The following is a 20,593-nucleotide window of genomic DNA, read 5'->3' as shown; positions in this document are numbered from 1 at the left end:
GATGCGTTGGATCATAGGCATCAGCCTCAAATTCAGGACAGTGGTTGTTGCACTGGCCTGCGCGGTGATGCTGTTGGGCTCAGTGCAATTGAGCTCGGCGTCCATCGATGTCTTTCCGGAATTCGCGCCCCCGCGCGTGGAAATCCAGACGGCCTGCCTCGGCCTGACCGCGCAGGAAGTGGAAGAACTGGTCAGCGTACCGATCGAGGCTTCCCTGAGCGGCATGCCCGGCCTTGATGAGCTGCGCTCGAAGTCCGTCCCGCAGCTGTCCTCGATCGTGCTCATCTTCAAGCAGGGTACCGATTTGCTGAACGCCCGCCAGGTGGTCTCGGAACGGATGGCGGCAGTGACATCCGCTCTGCCGACGTGGGCGGCTCCGCCGGTCATGCTTCAGCCGCTGTCGTCGACGAGCCGCGTGATGAAGATTGGCATGACCTCCTCCAGCCGGTCCCTGATCGAGATGTCCATGCTCTCCTACTGGACGATCCGCGCCCGGTTGCTCCGGGTACCCGGAGTGGCCAACGTCGCCATCTGGGGTGAAAGGCTCCAGATGCTGCAGGTCCAGGTGCAGCCGGACCGGCTCAAGGCTGAAAATGTTTCGCTCAACGAGGTCATGGAAGTCACCGCGGGAGCCGTGGACGCCGGCCTCCTGAAGTACTCCCCCGGCCGGTTCATCGGCACGGGAGGCTTCATCGACAGTCCGAATCAAAGAATGGGCGTCCAGCATGTCCAGGCCGTTTCGAGCCCAGCGGACCTGGCACAGGTCACCATCAGGGAAAAGGACGGCGTCGCGCTGCACCTGGGCGACGTGGCCAAGGTCGTTGAAGACCATCAGCCGCTCATCGGCGACGCTGTCATCAACAACGGGCACGGGCTCATGCTCATCGTCGAAAAGCTCCCCTGGGGCAACACCCTCGATGTGACCAAGGGAGTTGAGGACGCCCTCCGCCAGCTCCAGCCGGGGTTGAGTGGAATCACCTTTGACACCACCATCTTCCGTCCGGCGAGCTTCATCGAGGAGGCGATTTCCAACCTCAGCCTCGCGCTGCTCCTGGGCTGCCTCCTGGTTGTGATGATCCTCGGCGCCTTCCTCTTCCAGTGGCGCACCGCGCTGATCAGCCTTGTGGCCATTCCGCTCTCCCTCCTGACGGCGGCGCTCGTGCTGTACTTCACGGCGAGCTCCATCAACACCATGGTCTTGGCGGGGCTTGTCATCGCCGTGGGTGTGGTCGTCGACGACGCGATCATCGACGTCGAAAACATCATGCGCCGGCTCAGACAACATAGGGCCCTGGGCAGCGGCGAACCAACGGCCTCGGTGGTGCTCAGGGCCTCCCTGGAAATGCGAAGTCCCATTGTCTACGCGACCCTGATCATCGTCGTCGCGGCCGTTCCCATTTTCTTCCTCGACGGACTGACCGGTGTCTTTTTCCGGCCGCTGGCTGTCTCCTATACCTTGGCCGTCCTCGCCTCGATGCTGGTCGCGCTGACGGTGACACCGGCCCTGGCCCTGATCCTGCTCGGCAACGCGAAACTGGAGCAGCGCGATCCTCCACTGGTCCGGGTGCTCAAGCGCGGATATCACGCCATTTTGTCCCGGACCATGAACCGGCCCCGCTACGGCTACGCCGGTTTCGGCGCCGTCGCTCTCGCGGGGCTGGTGATCGCTCCGTTGCTGGGCCAGTCCTTGTTCCCCACCTTCAAGGAACGGGACTTCCTGATGCACTGGGTCGCAGAGCCCGGCACTTCGGCAGCGGAGGAATACCGCATCTCACAAAGGGGCTGTGAGGAGCTCCTCAAGGTGCCCGGGGTCCTGAACTGCGGTACCCACATCGGCCAGGCGTTCACCGCAGACGAAATCGTCGGCGTCAACGCCGGGGAAAACTGGATCAGCATCGACCGCCACGCCGACTACGAAAAAACGGTGGCAGCTGTCCAGGAGGTTGTCGACGGCTATCCGGGCCTGCACCGCGACGTCCAGACTTACCTGAAAGAGAGGATCGAAGAGGTCTTGACCGGCTCCAGCGAACCAATCCTGGTCCGGGTCTACGGGGACGACCTGAACGTGCTGCGGGACCAGGCCCAGAAGATCAAGTCCATCCTTGACCATATCCAGGGCACCAATGAACCCCACGTTTCCCTGGAAGTCGAGGTACCGCAGATCACGGTCAAGGTGGACCTTGCCGCAGCGCAAAAGTACGGGCTGAAACCCGGCGACGTGAGGCGGGCCGCCGCGACACTCGTGGCCGGGGAAGAAGTAGGCGACGTCTTCCGGGACGGACGCGCCTACGACGTCCAAGTCTGGAGCACCCCGGAGACCCGCGCCAGCGTCACCAGTATCGAGGACCTGCCGATCGACACCCCCGGGGGACAGCGCGTCCGGCTGGCCGACGTCGCCTCCGTCAGCGTGCAATCGACACCCAACCTCATTGACCGCACCAACGGATCCCGCCGGGTTGAGGTCGGTTCCTTTATCGATCAGGGGGCAGACCTCGGGACCGTTGTCCGCACGCTCCAGGAACGCCTCGAAGACATGAAGCTGCCGCCGGGTTACAGCGTCCAACTCCTCGGTGAGTACACGGAACGCCAGGCGGCCACCGAACGCCTGACGATCTTCGCCGTGGCGGCCCTGGCCCTGATCTTCCTGTTCCTGCAAGCGTCGTTCCGGAGCTGGCGGCTGGCCCTGCTCGCGCTGCTGACGCTCCCCATCGCCCTGGTCGGCGGGGTTTTCGCTGCCTACGTGACCGGCGGGGTCCTCTCGCTCGGCTCACTCGTCGGTTTCCTCACGGTGATGGGCATCGCAGCCCGCAACGGGATCCTGCTCATCAGCCACTGCCAGCATCTGGAAAGGAACGAGGACGAAGCCTTCGGCCGCGCCCTCGTGTTGCGCGGAGCGGCGGAACGGCTTTCCCCTATCCTCATGACCACCTTGGCTACCGGACTTGCCCTGGTGCCCTTGGTGGTTATGGGAAATATCCCGGGCCACGAAATCGAACACCCCATGGCTGTGGTCATTCTGGGCGGACTCGTCACGTCCACCCTGCTCAATTTGTTCATTGTCCCGTCGCTCTACCTCCGCTTCGCAAAAGCAGGGTCCCGTGATCCACGGGAGGCATTCACGTTCCTTTTCCGGAGATTCAGGCGAGTGCTTCCTTCCCGAGCGCAGGAACCTAGCTAGCCGATTCTGCCTCGCGCACCGGTCCAACGGCGCCAAGATTAAATAGTCGGTGCCTCCTGCGATGCTGTGGGCATGGATCGAAGGACAGCCTGGAGTGCGGACAGCGGCGCGGCCGTGCAGGCCATCGCCGCGTCCGTCGCCGCGCTTGCCGCTTTCACCCGCGACGCCGGTTCTTCCGAGACCGCCGATCCGCTCCGGGATCGGGCGGATGCTTGCCTGGACGGCCTCGCCGAAGTGGCCCGGCTGGAGGCCCGGACCGCCGCGCTGAAAGCGAGGCTCGCCGCGGACTACGCCCAGGCGGCCAGGGCCCTGGCGCCGCCGGCGTCCTCGCCCCGGGAGTCCACCGCCCACGAGCTCGCCCTGGTCGCCGAGCTCGCCTGTGTCCTGACCGTCAGCGAACGAACCGCCGGCACCCTCCTGGCCGAATCCCGGGCATTGACCACGGAACTGGCGCTGACCCTTAAGGCCCTCCAGGCCGGGACGATCTCCTGGCAGCACGCCCGGATCATCGTCGACGAAACCGACGGCCTGGGCCCGGCCGCAGCAGCGGCCCTTGAAGCGCACTTCCTGGACCCCGACGCCCCCAACCCCTCCCGGGGCTGCCCCGCCGGGGAGCTCGTCCCGTCCCGGTTCCGGGCCAAAGCACGCACCTGGCGCGAACGCCACCACCCCGTCAGCATCGAAGAACGCCACACCACACGAGCCGCGGAGCGGCGGGTCGAATACCTCCCGGACCGCGACGGCATGGCCTGGCTCTCCGCCCACCTTCCCGCCGATACCGCGGCCGGGATCTGGGAACGGACCACCGCCGCCGCCCGCGCCCTTCAAGGCCCCCACGAGGCCCGGACCCTCGCCCAACTCCGCGCCGACGTCACCGCCACCTGGCTCCTCGCCAACACCGGCTCCGCGACGGTCGACGGCGGACTGCCCGACGGCGGCACGGGCGACGGCGGTTCGCGAGCCAGCGGCACGGGCGCCCGACGAGTTGAACCGGGGCTGGCAGGGCCGGTTCCATCCCCGAGGGCGCAGGTCCTGATCACCGTCCCGGTCCTGTCCCTGCTGGGCGCCACGGACGAACCGGCCACGCTCGACGGGTACGGGCCGATCCCGCCCTCCATGGCCCGGGCACTGGTCGCCGACGGCGCCGACTCCTTCCACCGGGTCTTGACCGACCCCCGCGACGGCGCCCCGCTGGAAATCGGACGCACCAGCTACCGCCTCACCACAGCCCAGCGCAAATGGCTCCGGCTCCGCGACGGCAAGTGCCCCTTCCCAGGCTGCAACAACCACTCCCTGGACAACGAAGCAGACCACCTCCTGGCCTGGGCCGAGGGAGGCACCACCGGCATCTCCAACCTCGGCCAGCCCTGCCCCAAACACCACCGCCTCAAACACACCACCGCATGGACCCCCACCCCGGCCAGCAAAGACAATCCCCCCCGGTGGACCTCACCCTCACACCGGCACTACCCCAGCGAACACCAGGACTGGGAACCACCCCACTGGCCACACCACCTCCCGACCGGCCAGGAACCGGACACCCTCCCTGACCTGGACCCGCCCGCATTTCAGGAACCGGAACTGCCCGCGGATCCGTTCCCGGACTGGAACTCCTTCACGGCCGCGCACCCATGGCCCGACGCCGATTCCGACGATCCAGGCGATCCAGGCGATCCGGGCTGGACCGTACCCCTCGACGACCCCTTCCCGGAATACGCCGCGCACCAAAGTGCCTGACCACCTGGAAGTCCAGAGAGGGGACACCGGCCGGCAGCCTCCGCACGCCCTCGTGACGGCGCGGCGAGGCTGCGGGTCCTAGTAAGCTCAAGCCACAAATGATGAACAGGAGGCTGAGGTGGCCGAGACGACGGTGGACGAGATAGTTGCCGAGCTGGCCGCGCTCGAGGACCCGAAAGCACGCGTGGTGAACGAGAAACACGGTGACGATCACGGTGTGAACCTCGGCAAACTGCGCGCGCTCGCGAAGCGGTTGAAGACGCAGCAGGAACTCGCGCACCAGCTCTGGGCGACGAAAGACACGGCGGCCAGACTGCTCGCGATCCTGGTCTGCCGTCCGAAGGCGTTCGAGCGCGATGAGCTGGACGTCATGTTGCGCGATGCACGCGTACCCAAAGTGCACGACTGGCTCGTGAACTACGTGGTGAAGAAGAATCCGCACTGCGAAGAGCTCCGCCTTGCCTGGTTCACCGATCCCGATCCAGTGGTCGCGAGTGCCGGCTGGGCTCTGACCACTGAACGCGTTTCAAAGAATCCCGAGGGCCTGGACCTCGCAGGACTGCTCGACGTCATCGAGGCCGAAATGAAAGACGCCCCGGACCGCCTGCAATGGGCCATGAACCACTGCCTGGCCCAGATCGGAATCGAACACGCCGATTACCGCGCCCGCGCCATCGACATCGGTGAGCGCCTGGAAGTGCTCAAGGATTACCCGACTCCCCCGAACTGCACCTCTCCGTTCGCGCCCATCTGGATCAGTGAAATGGTGCGCCGACTAGATAAGTAGGTATTGGGGAAGGAAATAACGAAGCTGCCCCCGCACGGATTTCCGTGCGGGGGCAGCTTCGTTGACGGCTAAGACGACCGACACCGACGAAATATGGATGGAAGGAACTAGAACTCCCAGTCCTCATCCTCAGTATTAACAGCCTTACCAATGACGTAAGACGACCCCGACCCCGAGAAGAAGTCGTGGTTCTCGTCAGCGTTAGGTGACAGGGCCGACAGGATGGCCGGGTTTACGTCGGTGACGGACGCCGGGAACATCGCCTCGTAGCCGAGGTTCATGAGGGCCTTGTTGGCGTTGTAGTGCAGGAACTTCTTGACGTCCTCGGCTAGGCCGACGCCGTCGTAGAGGTCGTGCGTGTACTGGACTTCGTTTTCGTACAGCTCGAAGAGCAGTTCGAAGGTGTAGTCCTTGATTTCCTGGCGCTTCTCCTCGGAGACCTTTTCGAGGCCCTTCTGGAACTTGTAGCCGATGTAGTAGCCGTGCACGGCTTCGTCGCGGATGATCAAGCGAATGAGGTCTGCCGTGTTCGTGAGCTTGGCACGGGAGGACCAGTACATCGGAAGGTAGAACCCGGAGTAGAACAGGAACGATTCCAGCAGCGTCGAAGCGACCTTGCGCTTCAGGGGATCGTCGCCCTGGTAGTAGTCCATGACGATCTGCGCCTTCTTCTGCAGGTTCTCGTTCTCGAGGGACCAGCGGAAGGCGTCGTCGATCTCCTTGGTGGAACACAGAGTGGAGAAAATCGACGAATACGACTTCGCGTGCACCGACTCCATGAAGGCAATGTTGGTGTACACGGCCTCTTCGTGCGGGGTGATCGCGTCCGGGATCAAGGAAACCGCGCCAACCGTGCCCTGGATGGTGTCCAGCAGGGTCAGGCCCGTGAATACGCGCATGGTGAGCTGCTGCTCGTCCGGCGTCAGGGTGTGCCAGGACTGGACGTCGTTGGACAGCGGCACCTTCTCCGGCAGCCAGAAGTTGTTGACCAGGCGGTTCCAGACCTCCACGTCCTTGTCATCCTGGATGCGGTTCCAGTTGATCGCTTCGACGTGGCTAAGCAGCTTGACCTTCTCGGTCATTTCGTCCCCTTAACGTTTGTGTTCTTTAAGGTAAGCGTACGACGCCGGGCGCTCACCCGGCGTCGTACTCTTCAGTTTTGAGGCGCGGCGGCTGCCGCAAATAAACAACCGTTATCGGTTACAGCATGCAGGAAACGCAGCCCTCAACTTCGGTCCCTTCCAGCGCTAGCTGGCGGAGGCGGATGTAGTAGAGCGTCTTGATGCCCTTGCGCCATGCGTAGATCTGCGCCTTGTTGATGTCACGCGTGGTGGCGGTGTCCTTGAAGAACAGAGTCAGGGACAGGCCCTGGTCAACGTGCTGCGTGGCCGCGTCGTAGGTGTCGATGATCTTCTCGTAACCGATCTCGTACGCGTCCTGGTAGTACTCCAGGTTGTCGTTGGTCAGGTAAGGGGCCGGGTAGTAGACGCGGCCGATCTTGCCTTCCTTGCGGATCTCGATCTTCGACGCGACGGGGTGGATCGAGGACGTCGAATTGTTGATGTAGCTGATGGAGCCTGTGGGCGGGACGGCCTGCAGGTTCTGGTTGTAGATGCCGTGCTCCATGACGGAAGCCTTCAGCTCGCGCCAGTCGTCCTGCGTGGGAATGTGGATGCCGGCGAAAAGCTCGCGGACGCGCCCGGTCTCCGGGGCCCATTCCTGCTCGGTGTACTTGTCGAAGAACGTGCCACTGGCGTACGTCGAGTTCTCGAAGCCGCCGAAGGGCTGGCCGGTCTCGATGGCCAGCTTGTTCGAGGCACGGAGAGCGTGGAAAAGCACCGTGTAGAAATAGATGTTGGTGAAGTCCAGGCCCTCTTCGGAACCGTAGTGGACGTGCTCACGGGCAAGGTAGCCGTGCAGGTTCATCTGGCCGAGGCCGATGGCGTGGCTCTGGGCGTTGCCCTGCGCGATGGACGGCACCGAGTTGATGTAGGACATGTCCGACACCGCGCTGAGGGCACGGATGGACGTCTCGATCGAGAGGCCGAAGTCCGGGGAATCCATGGTCTTGGCGATGTTCATCGAACCAAGGTTGCAGGAGATGTCCTTGCCGACCGTCTCGTAGCTGAGGTCCTCGGCGTAGATGGACGGCGTGGACACCTGCAGGATCTCCGAGCACAGGTTGCTCATGGTGATCTTGCCCGCGATCGGGTTGGCCCGGTTCACGGTGTCCTCGAACATGATGTACGGGTAGCCGGACTCGAACTGGATCTCCGCGAGGGTCTGGAAGAACTCGCGGGCGCTGATCTTGGTCTTCTTGATCCGGGAGTCGTCCACCATCTCGTAGTACTTTTCGGTGACCGAGATGTCGGAGAACGGGACGCCGTAGACGCGTTCGACGTCGTACGGGGAGAAGAGGTACATGTCCTCGTTCTTCTTGGCCAGCTCGAACGTGATGTCCGGGACGACGACGCCGAGGGACAGCGTCTTGATGCGGATCTTCTCGTCGGCGTTTTCACGCTTGGTGTCCAGGAATCGGTAGATGTCCGGGTGGTGGGCGTGCAGGTACACGGCACCCGCACCCTGGCGGGCACCGAGCTGGTTGGCGTAGGAGAAGCTGTCTTCGAGGAGCTTCATGACCGGGATGACGCCGGAGGACTGGTTTTCGATCTGCTTGATGGGGGCGCCGTGCTCGCGGATGTTGGTCAGCGAGAGGGCCACGCCACCGCCGCGCTTGGACAACTGCAGCGCCGAGTTGATGCCGCGGGCGATCGACTCCATGTTGTCTTCGATGCGCAACAGGAAGCAGGAGACCAGCTCGCCGCGCTGGGCCTTGCCGGCGTTGAGGAACGTGGGCGTGGCGGGTTGGAAGCGGCCGTCGATGATTTCGTCGACGAGGCGGCTGGCCAGCTCCTCGTTGCCGCGGGCAAGGTGCAGGGCAACCATGCAGACACGGTCTTCGTAGCGCTCCAGGAAACGCTTGCCGTCGAAGGTCTTGAGCGTGTAGGAGGTGTAGAACTTGAAGGCGCCGAGGAAGGTCTCGAAGCGGAACTTCTTCTTGTAGGCGCGGTTGAACAGGTCACGGATGAAGTTCATCGTGTACTGATCGAGGGTCTCGCGCTCGTAGTACTGGTTCTTGACCAGGTAGTCCAGCTTCTCTTCCAGGTCGTGGAAGAAAACGGTGTTGTTGTTCACGTGCTGCAGGAAGTACTGGTGCGCGGCCTCGCGGTCGGCTTCGAACTGGATCTCCCCGTTCGGACCATAAAGGTTCAACATGGCATTGAGCTCATGGTAGCCAAGGCCCTTGTAGGCCTCCGGCAATGGCTTCTTGACCTTGGCGGTGTCCATAGCGCCCTTGGTTACTTCTGTATCTGCGACAGTCGTGTCCAAAACTTTTCCAATCCTTGATTGACCCGGTCAACATCTTCCGGAGTCCCCATGAGTTCGAATCGATAAAGAAGCGGAACCCGGCATTTGGTGGCGATGATGTCTCCCGCCATGCAGTAGTTTTCCGCGAAGTTGGTGTTTCCTGCTCCGATGACGCCGCGGATCAGTTCCCTGTTCTGCGGGTTGTTCAGAAACCTGATGACTTGCTTGGGCACCGATCCTTCGCCATTCGTGCCGCCATACGTGGGCAGCACCAGGACGAAAGGTTCCAGTGCGAGCAGCGGTGCGTCCTTGGCATGGAGCGGGATGCGTTCCGCGTCGACGCCGAGCTTCTGGACGAAGCGCTTGGTGTTCTCAGATGTGGAGGAAAAGTAGATGAGGTGACTCCGCGTGCTGACGGCTTCAGCGTTCAGTTGAGCAGTTGCTGTTGCCAGCGCTGCCATGGGAGTCACCTCGACTACATTGGAATACTTTGTTGTTGTGGCGGAGTCCTGAAAAACTACGCTACCGAAGCGGCAGCCAGCGCCAGCTCTTCGATCTTGTCCGGACGGAAACCTGACCAGTGGTCCTGCTCGGTCACCACGACGGGGGCCTGCATGTATCCAAGGGCCTTCAGGCGCTCAAGGGCCTCGGCATCCTGTGAGATGTCAACGCTCTGGTAGGCGATGCCCTTTTTGTCGAGTGCACGGTAGGTTGCGTTGCACTGAACACAGGCCGGCTTCGTGTAAACCGTAACAGTCATGGTCCCTGTCCCCTTTGTTGAAGTCTTTGCTCTTCGCTTGGCAGGCCCCGACCGGAACTGATTCCGACTCCGATGCTGGCCCGCTGACCGCCTAGGCGGCCGAACTCTTCTATTCACGTCTTGCATTCATGTCTTGCATGTCTTGTGCTGGTTTCCCGCTCAATCCGTAAATCGATACTACATGTAGTGCAAGCGCCTCAGCGGAACCCCAAGATGATGTATTACAAGTATGTCATTTTACGCACCGGTAGTCCACAGGCAAGGGAGGTAAAAATGTCCGGGAATCCGCCAAATCCGGAGACGTAATCCACACCCTGTGGACTACTTAGCCACATTTAATCCTCAGCGTGTCGCTTGGATCCCGGCGTGTCGCGGCATCCTGCAAACACGGTTTCGTGGCTCCCCCGGGCAGCAGCGGAGACCGAATTCACACCGCTATGCTGGCTGGGCACGGATTTCGGCCGGCATCGAGCCTAAGGATCACTGATGGTCAACCTTCTCCACCTGCGGACACTGCTTGAAGTCACGCGGCTCGGTTCCTTCGCGGCAGCCGCCGCACGGCTCGGCTACACAGCCTCAGCCGTATCCCAACAGATGGCATCCCTGGAACGGGACACCGGCGTCGAACTCTTCCACCGTTCCCCACGGAGCGTGGTTCCCACCGAAGCCGCCCTGACCATGGTGCGGCATGCTTCCAAAGTGCTCACCGACGTCGAGACCCTGCTGGCCGCCGCATCGAGGAGCGCGGACTCCCCCGTCCAGGAACTGCGGCTCGGCATCTTCCCCAGCCTGGCAACCTACGTCCTGCCGGACATTCTCCGGAACCCGCGCTGGAAAAAGCTTGGCATAGAACTCCGTGTATGGGTGGCCGAACCTTCCCAAACCATCCAAGGGCTGCGCACCGGCGGCGAACTGGACCTGGCGCTGGTGTACCAAGTGGGCCAGTCCGGACTCGCGTGGCCCCACACCCTGGACCGGCAATGGATCGGCGATGACGACTTCCGGGTGGTGCTCCCCGCGTCCTGGGGCATCCGGGAGGACGCCGAAATGCAGGCCTCGCAACTCTCGGACATGCCCTGGATCATGCACCACCCGGGCACGAGCGACGCCGTGGTGATTGAACGCTTGTTCGCGAGTTGCAATCTGCACCCGCGCGTCGCGGCCTATAGCGACGACTTCCACGCCAGCCTCGAGATGGCGGCAGCGGGGCTCGGCGCCGCACTGGTGCCGGAACTCGCGCTGCGGCACCGGCCGCCCGGCGTCGTGGTCCTCGACGTTCCGGACATCCGGCTAGCCCGCAACGTGTTCGCCCTGCTCATCAACGAGAAGCGGACAGCGCAGGTGCAGCTCTTCACGGAATTGCTGGCCGATACCCTTCGCGGGAGCACCGCAACCGTCCGCGCCGGCAGTGCCGCTACGATGCCCAAAACGACTCAAAAGTCAACGCCCAAACCACGCACCTGAAATCTTCCAGGATGCTGGAACACGCCGCTTGTTTGGGACTATCTTGAAGACATGAGCAAGGTAGCGAGCAAACATTTTGGGGAGATCGAGCTCAACCACGGGCGGGAGCACTGTTACGTGGCTTCGCACGAGCTCGCCGGAAATCCCCTGGAACTGGACCTGAACGTCGCGGCGCACGACCACTTCGACGAGAAGGCACTCCATAAGGTGGACTATCGCCTGGGCTACCTCCCCGAGCTGGTGGACCAGGTCCGGGACATGATCGCCGAGGAGCTGGACCAGGACGGCACCAACTCCCAGCAATTCCTCCACTTCCACTCCAACCAGCTCAAGGACGAGCAACTGGAGGCAGTGTTCGGCGTCCGCGACAAGACGCAGCTCACCAAGGACGTCTTCCTCAAGGCCCTCAAACTAGGCCATGTAGCGATCTACCCCGGCCAGCCGGAGCGCTATTTCGTCCTCGACTTCACCTTGGGCTCGCACTTCACCGACGAACTCCTGGTAGTCGCGGCGGACGAGGACGGCGTGGTGGACGACGAGATCCTCTGGGAGTCGTGACGCAGGACCAAGGTCCTGAGGCAGAGTTAACGACGGCGGCCGGTCACCTTTCGAGGTGACCGGCCGCCGCCGTTCGTACTACGTGATGTCTACTTGGCTGCTTCGAGCAGGCTGGCGCGGACCGTCTTGGTGGCCTTGACCAGGTTGCGCAGGGACTCTTCGGTCTCGGCGTAGCCACGGGTCTTCAGGCCGCAGTCCGGGTTGACCCAGAGCTGGCGGGACGGAACGTGCTTGACGGCGGTGGACAGCAGCTCGGTGACTTCGGCCTCGCCCGGAACACGCGGCGAGTGGATGTCGTAGACGCCCGGACCAACGCCGCGGCCGAAGTGATGCGCCTCGAGGTCGTGGACAACCTCCATGCGTGAACGTGCTGCTTCGATGGACGTGACGTCGGCGTCGAGGCCGTCGATCGCGTCAATGATCACGCCGAACTCCGAGTAGCAGAGGTGGGTGTGGATCTGGGTGGCGTCGGCGGCACCGGCGGTGGCCAGGCGGAAGGAGTCAACCGACCACTTCAGGTAGGCCGCGTGGTCGGCCTTGCGCAGCGGCAGGAGTTCGCGCAGGGCGGGCTCGTCCACCTGGATGACCTTGATGCCGGCAGCTTCGAGATCGGCGATTTCGTCGCGCAGCGCCAGGCCCACCTGGTTGGCGGTCTCGCCCAGCGGCTGGTCGTCGCGGACGAAGGACCAGGCCAGGATGGTGACCGGACCGGTGAGCATGCCCTTCATCGGCTTGTTGGTGAGGGACTGCGCGTATTCGGCCCAAGCAACCGTGATGGGAGCCGAACGGGTGACATCGCCCCAAAGGATGGACGGACGGGTGCAACGCGAGCCGTAGGACTGGACCCAGCCGTGGACCGTGACGTCGAAGCCTTCGAGGTTCTCGGCGAAGTACTGGACCATGTCGTTGCGCTCGGGCTCGCCGTGCACCAGGACGTCGTAGCCGAGCTCTTCCTGCAGCTCGACAACGCGCTTGATCTCATCCTTCATGAGCTGTTCGTACTGCTCGTTGGTGAGGTCGCCCTTGTTGTTGCGGGCACGGGCGGAGCGGATTTCCGAGGTCTGGGGGAAGGAACCGATGGTGGTGGTGGGCAGCGGCGGCAGGTGAAGCGCTGCTTCCTGTGCGGCTTCGCGGACCGAGTACTCGGAGCGGTTGAAGTCGGCCTCGGTGAGGGCAGCGGTGCGGGCACGGACGTCGGCGCGCTGGACGCCTTCGGCGGTGGCGCGGGAGGCGATCACTGCGGACGCTTCGTCGATGGCGGCCTTCGCGGAAGCCGGGTTGGCCAGGTAGTCGGCGAGGGTCTTGACCTCGACGGCCTTCTGGTCAGCGAAGGCGAGCCAGCTGCGGAGCTGCGCGGAGAGCTGGGTTTCCTCGGCAGTATCGTGCGGAACGTGCTGGGTGGAGGTGGAGGTGCTGACGGCGAGCTTGCCGGCCGCGGCCTTCAATTCGTCGAGCTTTGCGGCCGAGACCGCGAGGTCGTTGCGCCAGATGTTGTGGCCGTCGACGACGCCGGCAACCAGGGTCTTGTTGCCGAGGCCCGCCAGGGCTGCCGCGGACGGTACCGCGCCCTTGAAGACGTCGATGTGCAGGGCGTCGATGTTGGTGGCGGCAAGGGTACCGAGCTGGCCGTCGAGGGAGCCGTACGGGGTGGACACGAAGAGCTGGGGGCGCGCTGCGGCACCGGAGAGAACTTCGTAGGCACGGGCAACGGCAGCCTGGATTTCTTCGGCCGGGGTGTCCTGGTCGACGACGAGGGCGGGCTCGTCCAACTGGATCCAGCTGGCGCCGGCGGCGGCAAGCTTGCCGAGCAGCTCAACGTAGACCGGGAGGATGTCCTCGAGTCGGGACAGCGGGGCGAAGCCCGCAGGAGCGTCGTCCGAAGCCTTGGAAAGCAGCAGGTAGGTCACCGGGCCCACGATGTACGGGCGGGTCTCGATGCCGTTGGCCAGGGCGAACTCGAATTCCTCCACGATGCGGTTGGAGGCGAGCTTGAAGTCGGTCTCCGGGCCGATTTCCGGCACGAGGTAGTGGTAGTTGGTGTCGAACCACTTGGTCATTTCCAGCGGCTGCTGTTCCTTGTTGCCGCGGGCCAAGGTGAAGTAGCCATCGATGTCGAGCTGGCCTTCGGCGTTGAGCAACTGGCCGAAACGGGCCGGGACGGCACCCAAGTGAGCCGTCGCGTCGAGCACCTGGTCGTAGAAGGAGAAGGTGCCCGGAACGGCGGCGGCTTCGTTGAGGCCCAGTTCCTGGAGTCGCTTCGCTGTGGTCAGCTGGATGTCCTTGGCAGCGGCGTCAAGGGCAGCGGCGTCGATCTTGCCGGCCCAGTAGGCTTCAACAGCCTTCTTGAGTTCACGACGGCGGCCGATGCGCGGGTAGCCGAGGAGGGATGCGGCGGGGAACTGGGTGATGTTCTGTTCAGTCATGGGATTTCCTTGGGGCAGTAGGTGCAAATCGATGTGTCTAGGGGTGTGCGGAGCAGCGTTGGCTGATCAGCTGACGAGTTCTTGGCGGCGGGCGATGGCACTGAGCCTGCTGGCGGGCCTGGCCGGCCGGGGCAAGGCAAGCTTGTCCAGCACGTCCAGGGCGCAGGCGTGCTCGTTGAAGGTGTACAGGTGGATGCCCGGAGCACCGGCCTGGAGGGCGGCGTTGGCCAGGTCCACGGTGGCACGGACTCCGATCCTGCGCCGTTCGGCGTCGCTGTCCGCCGCGGCAAGGCGCTCGATGAGCTCCGGTGCCGGCTCGACGCCGGTGAGCTCGCCGAGGCGCTTGAGCCGGCGAAGGCTGGTCAGCGGCATGACGCCCGGGATGATCGGGATCGTGACGCCCGCACGCCGGGCCCGGGAGATCAGGTCCGCATATTGTTCGGTGTGGAAGAAGACCTGCGTGATGGCGAAGTCTGCGCCCGAACGCTGCTTCGCAAGCAGCACCTCGACGTCGTGCTCCACACTCGGCGACTCAGGGTGGCGGGTGGGATAGGCGGCCACGCCAACGGCGATCTTGCCCGCGCACAGCAGGGCCGAACGTCGCTGTTCCACGCGCCGGATCAGTTCGATCAGGTCCTGGGCGTAGCGCAGCGAACCGTTGACCGGCTGTCCGCTGTCCTTGGGGAGGTCGCCGCGCAGCGCAAGGATGCCGCGCACGCCGTTGTCCAGGAGCTCGCCGATGATCTCGGCCAATTCCTCCGGGGTGTTTCCAACGCAGGTCAGGTGGGCCAATGGCCGCAGGGTCGTTTCGAGCAGCAGCCGGTTGATGAGCTCGACGGCGGTGTCCCGGTTGGAGCCGCTGGCGCCGTAGGTGACCGAGACAAAATCGGGGTCAGTGGCCTCGAGCTCCCCGATGGTCGTCCAGAGGGACTCCGCGGCGGCGGGAGAGCGGGGAGGGAAAAGTTCGTAGGACAGGGCAACGGGAGCCGTGCCGGTCAAGTTTGGATGGGTGTCGATGAGGCTTGGTGGTGACATTTGCGTCCTTGGCTGTGTGTCAGCGGGCCTGCGTTCACGGACTTGAAAGCCAGGTCCATGGACTGCAGAATCGGTGAATTGAGTTTGGGGATACACGCAACGAACTCCAGCAGGGCGCAGCCGCGACTGTTACGCCTGGAATGAAGTTGTCCGTGTGCAAATGTCAGGCCCACATGGGGGCACCCACACCCTCCTGCCTGCCTTCAAGAGGCAGATCCGGCGGAGGATCGCTGACACGTTACCGCGGTAACTTGAATACGACTCTAGATCGGGGTTCCGGGCGCCACAAATCCCCCGCCGAATTAAGACGCATTTTTACGCTAGGTTTCGCCTGATTTCTGAAGATTGTTCGCTTTGGCTACTGGCAGGGTTTAAAGCCGAAAACAGTACGCCACAGAGAAGCCCGTTGCGAGCCCTCCCCATGACGGTCCTGCAGGACTATTCTTTTGCCATGATCCAGCTTCCAGCCAGTTATCAGGAATACCTCGACGGCAAGGACGAGCGGTTCATCCAAACCGTCCGCCCCATCTTGATGCAATCGGCCGCGGACAAGCTTCACGGGGTGCGGGTGCTTTACAACCGCGGCCTCACCGGCCACCAAGCACACCTGGATGATTCCATCCCCTACGGCACCATCGTGGAGGACATCGACTGAGTCCTGGCTGTCGGCCGCTCAGCCCTTCATCGCGCCGGACAGCGCAAACGCGCTTCCCGAACCCTTGGCGACCACCGTGTAGAGGATAAGCACCGGGACCGAATACAAGATGGAGAACGCGGCGAGTTCCCCGTAGGCAATGGCTCCGTGCTGGCCAAAGAAGCTGAAGACAGACACCGCGGCCGGCTGCTTTGAGGTAGACAACAACAGGATGAACGGGACGAAGAAGTTCCCCCAGGCCTGGATGAAGACGAAGATGAACACCACTCCCAGCCCCTGCCTCATCAGGGGCACCACGATTCTCCGCAGCGTGGCCAGTCCCGAGGCGCCGTCCATCCAGGCGGCTTCCTCCAGCTCCAACGGCACGGAGTCCATGAAGTTCTTGGTCATCCAAATGGCCATCGGCAAGGTGGTGGTTGCCATGAAGAAAATGGTTGCCGGCATCGAGTCCAGCAATTGCAACTGTACGAACAGGCCGTAGACCGGCACCATGATCGCCGTGACCGGGAGCGAAGTGCCAAACAGGATCGCGTAGAGGAACGGCTTGTTGAAGCGCGATTGGTAGCGGGACAGCGGATAGGCCGCGAGCACGGCAACTGCCAGGTTCACGACGGCGGTTCCGGCAGAGAGCAGGAAGCTGTTCACGAGCGGGTGGAAGAGCAGCCCGGGCGTCATCACGGCGGCAAAATTGGCGGGCGACGCCGATTGCGGCCACCGCGTCTCGTATCCGGCGTGCGGATCAACGGAGGCGAGAAGCAACCACGCAAGGGGCAGCACAAAGCACAGCCCAATCACGGCCAAAGCCGCATTGGCAGCGAAGCGCACGCGGAGCCGCCGCCCTGGTACCGCCGTCGGGCGCTTCCCGGCGAGCACGGGCGCACGCCGCAGGGAGGTCACGGCTTCGCCCCGCGGATCAGCCTGACGTACACAGCCCCGAAGACCATGCCGATCAGGATCAATACCGAAGCGATCGCGGTGCCGTAGCCGATGTCTCCGAGCTTGAAGGCTTCCTGGTACGCCAGCACGGGCAAGGTGGTGCTCGCGTTGGAGGGACCACCGGCCGTCATCACCCAGATGAGGGTGAATACCGCGAGAGTCTGGAGGGTGATCAGCATGAGGTTCGTGGCGATGCTTCCCCGGATGATCGGCAGGGTGATGAAGGCCAGGCGTTGCCAACCCCTGGCGCCGTCCATGAGGGCGGCTTCGGAAATGTCGCGCGGGACCTGGGAAAGCGCGGCCCTGTAGACCAGCATCGAGAACGCGGTGCCGCGCCACACATTGGCCAGGATGATGGCGGCCATCGGAAAAGCGTAGAGCCAGTTGGTGCCTTGGACACCGAACATTGCCAAGAGCTGGTTGAGTGTGCCGTCTTGGCTGAAGTACGCGTAGGCCGCGAAGGCCGCCACGATCTCCGGCAGGATCCACGCCGCGACCACCACCGTGCCCACTAGCGACGCCGTCGCTCCCCCGGATCTAGTCATCAACAGGGCGATGACCAGGCCCAGGGCGTTCTGTCCGAGGATCGCGGAAACGGCCACGAAAATTACCGTCAGCCATGCCGAGAGCGGAAAGACCGAATCCGTCAGCATCCGCGCGTAGTTGTCCAGGCCGACCCATTGGGGGTTCAAGGCCGCCTTGCCGGACAATGCGGCGTTGGTGAAGGAGGCGTAGAAGGACCACGCCACAGGTGCCACCATGAAGAGGGCCAACAGCAGGATTGACGGCAAAACCGGCAACAAGCGGAGCCTGCGACGCAGAGCCTTTCGGACGGGCGATCTGCGTCGCAGGGAACCGCGGTTGAGGGAATCAGGGACTGCCATGCGTCATTTCTGCATGACCTTGGCGTCGCCGACGAGTTTCTTGACCGAAGCGTCGTATTCGGCTGCGGCTTCCGCGGGGTTTTGTTTGCCGGTGATGACAGCCTCGGTGGCTTGTTGGACCGCGAGGGAGATCTTCGGATAGTCGGCGGTTGCCGGGCGATAGTGGGTGACGCCCACCAAATCGGAAACATCCTTCACGAACGGGTTGGCCGCTTGGTATCCGGGATCGGAAGCGACATCGGTGCGGACGGCGATCTGCGAGTTGTTCACGTCAAACGCCAAGGCATTCTTCTTGTTCACGGCAGTCGTCAGGAACTTGAAGGCCAGGTCCGGGGTCTTGGTCTTCGCACCGACGGCGAGCGTCCATCCACCGGACATGCTCACGCCACCGGGATCCTGTCCACGCTGTGTCGGGAACATGGCCACTCCCATGTCCTGCGCATAGCCGGCCCATTCGTAGGAGCCGCCCTTCTGCCAGAAAGACGGCGCGTAGGAGCCTTCCACGGTGGCACCCATTTTGCCTTGCGGCAGCCACTGTCCAAAGACTTTCTTCCAGACGTTCGAATCGAGGGCATCCGCAGGGGTCACGGAAAGCTTCTCGTCGTAGAGGGTCTTCAGGAACTGGAGCGAGTCGGTGAACCCCTTGGAACCCACAACCCACTTTTTGTCGCTTTCCGAATACAGGGAGCTTCCCGTTCCATAGAGCAATTCGTAGAAGCTCTGCATGACGGTTCCCTCACCGGTGCCTTTTCCGGCGTACATGCTGAAGGGAATCACGCCCGGATCCGCGGCCTTCATCTTGCGGGCGGCAACCAGGATGTCTTCCCAGGTCTTCGGCTGCCAGGGCACCGAGATGCCGGCCTTCTGGAGGACTGTCTTGTTATACCAGATGGCCCTCGTGTCAGTGCCGAGCGGGACGGAGTAGATGCTGCCGTCGTCACCGCGTCCCGCGGCTTTGGCACCCTCGTTGAACTTGGACCACTCGTCCCACGCGGCCAGCTGCGCGTCGAGTTTCAGCAAGTATCCGGCGTCGACGTCCGAGCGGACCTTGAAGGTGTCCTCGTAGAAGACGTCCGGAGCCGTGTCCGGGGAACGCTGGGCCAGCGCGAGCTTGGTGCCGTAATCGTCGTCGTTGGCTTGGATGGGCTCCAAGTCCACGGTGACGCCGGCGTTTGCCGCCTCGAATTCCTGCTTGGCGTCCTGGAAGACTTTGTCCAGGGCGGTGAAGGAGTCCGTCTTTTGATAGACGATCTTGATGGTTTGTTTGTTAACAGCTTGCGGTTGGGCAGAGCAGGCGGCCGAGGCCAAAAGGCCTACGACGCCGAGCAGTGCTGCTCCGATCCGGACTGGGCGACGCATGACGCTCCGATCTTCAAGCGGCTGCAGCCCCCACACTTCAGCTGGCCCAGCCTGTTACCGATATTGATAAATGCGGCCCTGCGACGCAGGACGTGGTGAAGGCCTCAGCCTTCCAAGAGGAGCCGCTGGGCGCGCGGCGCAAGCGTATGTTCCAGCACGAGGCAGGCCGCGCCGATGGCGCCGACATCTTCGCCCACTCCGGTCCCGACAACCTCGATGCCGTGGATGCTGTTGGCGGCGCTGTTGGCCGCGAGCAAGGGCGGAATGCGATCCAGGTAACGTTCGGACATCCGGCCCCAGAACGGGCCGCCAAACACGACGCGTTCGACGTCGAGGGTGTTGGTCACCACCGCGACCGCCCGGGCAACCAGCACCGCCGACTTGTCTATGATCGCGATGGCCCGTTCGTCACCTGCATCCGCGGCATCGCAAAGCCGGGCAAAGCCTTCCTGGACCTCCGGGCCTTCGGTGCCTTTGCGGCCACCGTTCAGGACACCTTGCTCTTCGGCTTCGGCCACGAGCACCTGCGGGATGCAGGAGGACTTGACGCAACCGCGCAGGCGGCAATCGCATGCTGGCCCGTCCGGATCGACAATGATGTGTCCGATCTCACCGGCGTTGCCGGACGTTCCACGGACAACTTCGTCATTCAAGACGATGCCGCAACCAATACCGGTACCCATATACATGAAGATGAAACTTCCGGTGCCGCTGGCCCCGCCTGCCCAGGTTTCGGCGACGGCCGCACTGGTAACGTCCTTGTCCACAAGGGTCTCGAGCCCGGTGGCTTCGGCAAGGGCGTCCCTCAAGTGCACCCGGTCCCAACCCGTCATGAGGGGCGGATCCACGACCGTACCCTCGTCAAGGTCTATGGGGCCCGGCGCCGCGACGCCAAGTCCCGCGATCTTTCCCGTATCAACACCTGAATCTTCGATCAGCGCCTTGATTTCCTCCGCTATGGCGGCGATGACGCGCTGCGGATTGCTTCCGGCCGGCGTGGGAATCCTGGAGTGCTTCACAACGTCTCCGACCAGGTCCAGGACCACGGTGGTGATGACGGCAGGATCGAGATGGACGCCAAGCGCGTACATTCCGGAAGGGTTCAGGCGCAGGATGGTGCGGGGCTTGCCCGGGCCGCTGCCTTCCTTGCCCGCTTCGACAATGAGGTGTTGATCCAGGAGGCGCCGGGAGATGTTCGAAATGGTCTGCGGTGAAAGGCCGACAATCTGGGCGAGTTCCACCCGGCTCAGTCCGCCGGACGAACGCCTGATGGCGTCGAGAATGACGGTCAGGTTGAAGTCCCCCATGCGGGGCAGATTGGTTCCGCGCCTCGGAGTCGGCTGGCGGATCTCAGTCACGGATTCCCCTAAAATCATTCGAATAATGCTGTTGCATTTGCATCGTACGGCACCTGTGCTTGTCCCGGTATGCCCACACGCTGCCCAGGC

General features: G+C 63.3%; 16 protein-coding genes. 6 read left to right on the top strand and 10 right to left on the bottom strand.

What is annotated here, in order from left to right:
• Position 1 precedes the first annotated feature (1 nt).
• The 3 genes from AC1DJB_RS08895 to AC1DJB_RS08885 all read left to right on the top strand — a co-directional run bounded on the left by AC1DJB_RS08895 (position 2) and on the right by AC1DJB_RS08885 (position 5,702).
• Positions 2 to 3,178, top strand: a complete 3,177-nt coding sequence (locus tag AC1DJB_RS08895) for an efflux RND transporter permease subunit (protein ID WP_476910145.1) — start codon at positions 2 to 4, stop codon at positions 3,176 to 3,178.
• 72 nt (positions 3,179 to 3,250) lie between these two features.
• Positions 3,251 to 4,915, top strand: a complete 1,665-nt coding sequence (locus AC1DJB_RS08890) for an HNH endonuclease signature motif containing protein (protein WP_476910144.1) — start codon at positions 3,251 to 3,253, stop codon at positions 4,913 to 4,915.
• A 118-nt stretch (positions 4,916 to 5,033) separates the two neighbouring features.
• Positions 5,034 to 5,702 (top strand): DNA alkylation repair protein, encoded by a 669-nt coding sequence (locus tag AC1DJB_RS08885; RefSeq protein WP_476910143.1) that lies wholly within the window; start codon positions 5,034 to 5,036, stop codon positions 5,700 to 5,702.
• Between the two features lie 107 nt (positions 5,703 to 5,809).
• Here AC1DJB_RS08885 and nrdF read toward each other — a convergent pair whose 3' ends face one another.
• The 4 genes from nrdF to nrdH form a co-directional block, all read right to left on the bottom strand.
• Positions 5,810 to 6,784, bottom strand: a complete 975-nt coding sequence (gene nrdF / locus AC1DJB_RS08880) for a class 1b ribonucleoside-diphosphate reductase subunit beta (protein ID WP_059389329.1) — start codon at positions 6,782 to 6,784, stop codon at positions 5,810 to 5,812.
• Between the two features lie 118 nt (positions 6,785 to 6,902).
• A complete protein-coding gene (nrdE, locus tag AC1DJB_RS08875) occupies positions 6,903 to 9,050 on the bottom strand; it encodes a class 1b ribonucleoside-diphosphate reductase subunit alpha (RefSeq protein ID WP_476910173.1) in 2,148 nt (715 codons plus the stop codon).
• An 11-nt stretch (positions 9,051 to 9,061) separates the two neighbouring features.
• On the bottom strand, positions 9,062 to 9,532 hold the full coding sequence (nrdI, locus tag AC1DJB_RS08870) for a class Ib ribonucleoside-diphosphate reductase assembly flavoprotein NrdI (RefSeq protein WP_059389331.1): 471 nt from the start codon (positions 9,530 to 9,532) through the stop codon (positions 9,062 to 9,064).
• Positions 9,533 to 9,588: 56 nt separating this feature from the next.
• Positions 9,589 to 9,831 carry a glutaredoxin-like protein NrdH gene (gene nrdH / locus AC1DJB_RS08865; protein WP_028267421.1) on the bottom strand — a complete coding sequence of 81 codons (243 nt, stop codon included), beginning with the start codon at positions 9,829 to 9,831 and terminating at the stop codon, positions 9,589 to 9,591.
• Between the two features lie 486 nt (positions 9,832 to 10,317).
• Here nrdH and AC1DJB_RS08860 point away from each other — a divergent pair, with 486 nt between their 5' ends.
• Positions 10,318 to 11,295: a LysR family transcriptional regulator gene (locus AC1DJB_RS08860; protein WP_284988282.1), complete on the top strand. Its 978-nt coding sequence runs from the start codon at positions 10,318 to 10,320 to the stop codon at positions 11,293 to 11,295.
• 51 nt (positions 11,296 to 11,346) lie between these two features.
• Positions 11,347 to 11,853, top strand: coding sequence for a DUF2004 domain-containing protein (locus AC1DJB_RS08855; protein ID WP_059389332.1), 507 nt, complete (start codon positions 11,347 to 11,349; stop codon positions 11,851 to 11,853).
• Between the two features lie 89 nt (positions 11,854 to 11,942).
• Here the strand turns inward: AC1DJB_RS08855 and metE are convergent, their stop codons facing one another.
• Entirely contained in the window at positions 11,943 to 14,276 is a 2,334-nt protein-coding gene (metE, locus tag AC1DJB_RS08850) for a 5-methyltetrahydropteroyltriglutamate--homocysteine S-methyltransferase (RefSeq protein WP_441438087.1), read from the bottom strand.
• 66 nt (positions 14,277 to 14,342) lie between these two features.
• A complete protein-coding gene (locus tag AC1DJB_RS08845; RefSeq protein WP_441438088.1) occupies positions 14,343 to 15,311 on the bottom strand; it encodes a methylenetetrahydrofolate reductase in 969 nt (322 codons plus the stop codon).
• A gap of 451 nt (positions 15,312 to 15,762) precedes the next feature.
• Between AC1DJB_RS08845 and AC1DJB_RS08840 the strand changes: the two genes are divergently transcribed.
• On the top strand, positions 15,763 to 15,966 hold the full coding sequence (locus tag AC1DJB_RS08840; RefSeq protein ID WP_113990700.1) for a hypothetical protein: 204 nt from the start codon (positions 15,763 to 15,765) through the stop codon (positions 15,964 to 15,966).
• An 18-nt stretch (positions 15,967 to 15,984) separates the two neighbouring features.
• On the opposite strand, the gene AC1DJB_RS08835 is transcribed toward AC1DJB_RS08840, so the two are convergent.
• The 4 genes from AC1DJB_RS08835 to AC1DJB_RS08820 form a co-directional block, all read right to left on the bottom strand.
• The gene (locus AC1DJB_RS08835; protein WP_306960214.1) at positions 15,985 to 16,839 is read right to left on the bottom strand and encodes a carbohydrate ABC transporter permease; all 855 of its coding nucleotides are present in this window, start codon (positions 16,837 to 16,839) and stop codon (positions 15,985 to 15,987) included.
• 20 nt (positions 16,840 to 16,859) lie between these two features.
• The gene (locus tag AC1DJB_RS08830) at positions 16,860 to 17,663 is read right to left on the bottom strand and encodes a carbohydrate ABC transporter permease (RefSeq protein WP_253257420.1); all 804 of its coding nucleotides are present in this window, start codon (positions 17,661 to 17,663) and stop codon (positions 16,860 to 16,862) included.
• 126 nt (positions 17,664 to 17,789) lie between these two features.
• Positions 17,790 to 19,145, bottom strand: coding sequence for an extracellular solute-binding protein (locus AC1DJB_RS08825; RefSeq protein ID WP_476910142.1), 1,356 nt, complete (start codon positions 19,143 to 19,145; stop codon positions 17,790 to 17,792).
• 104 nt (positions 19,146 to 19,249) lie between these two features.
• Positions 19,250 to 20,503, bottom strand: coding sequence for an ROK family transcriptional regulator (locus AC1DJB_RS08820; RefSeq protein WP_476910141.1), 1,254 nt, complete (start codon positions 20,501 to 20,503; stop codon positions 19,250 to 19,252).
• Positions 20,504 to 20,593 lie beyond the last annotated feature (90 nt).

The sequence above is a fragment of the Arthrobacter sp. 01T428 genome (assembly GCF_056398685.1).
The sequence above is the reverse complement of the archived record's forward strand: the minus strand, read 5'-3'. Positions and strand labels throughout refer to the sequence as shown.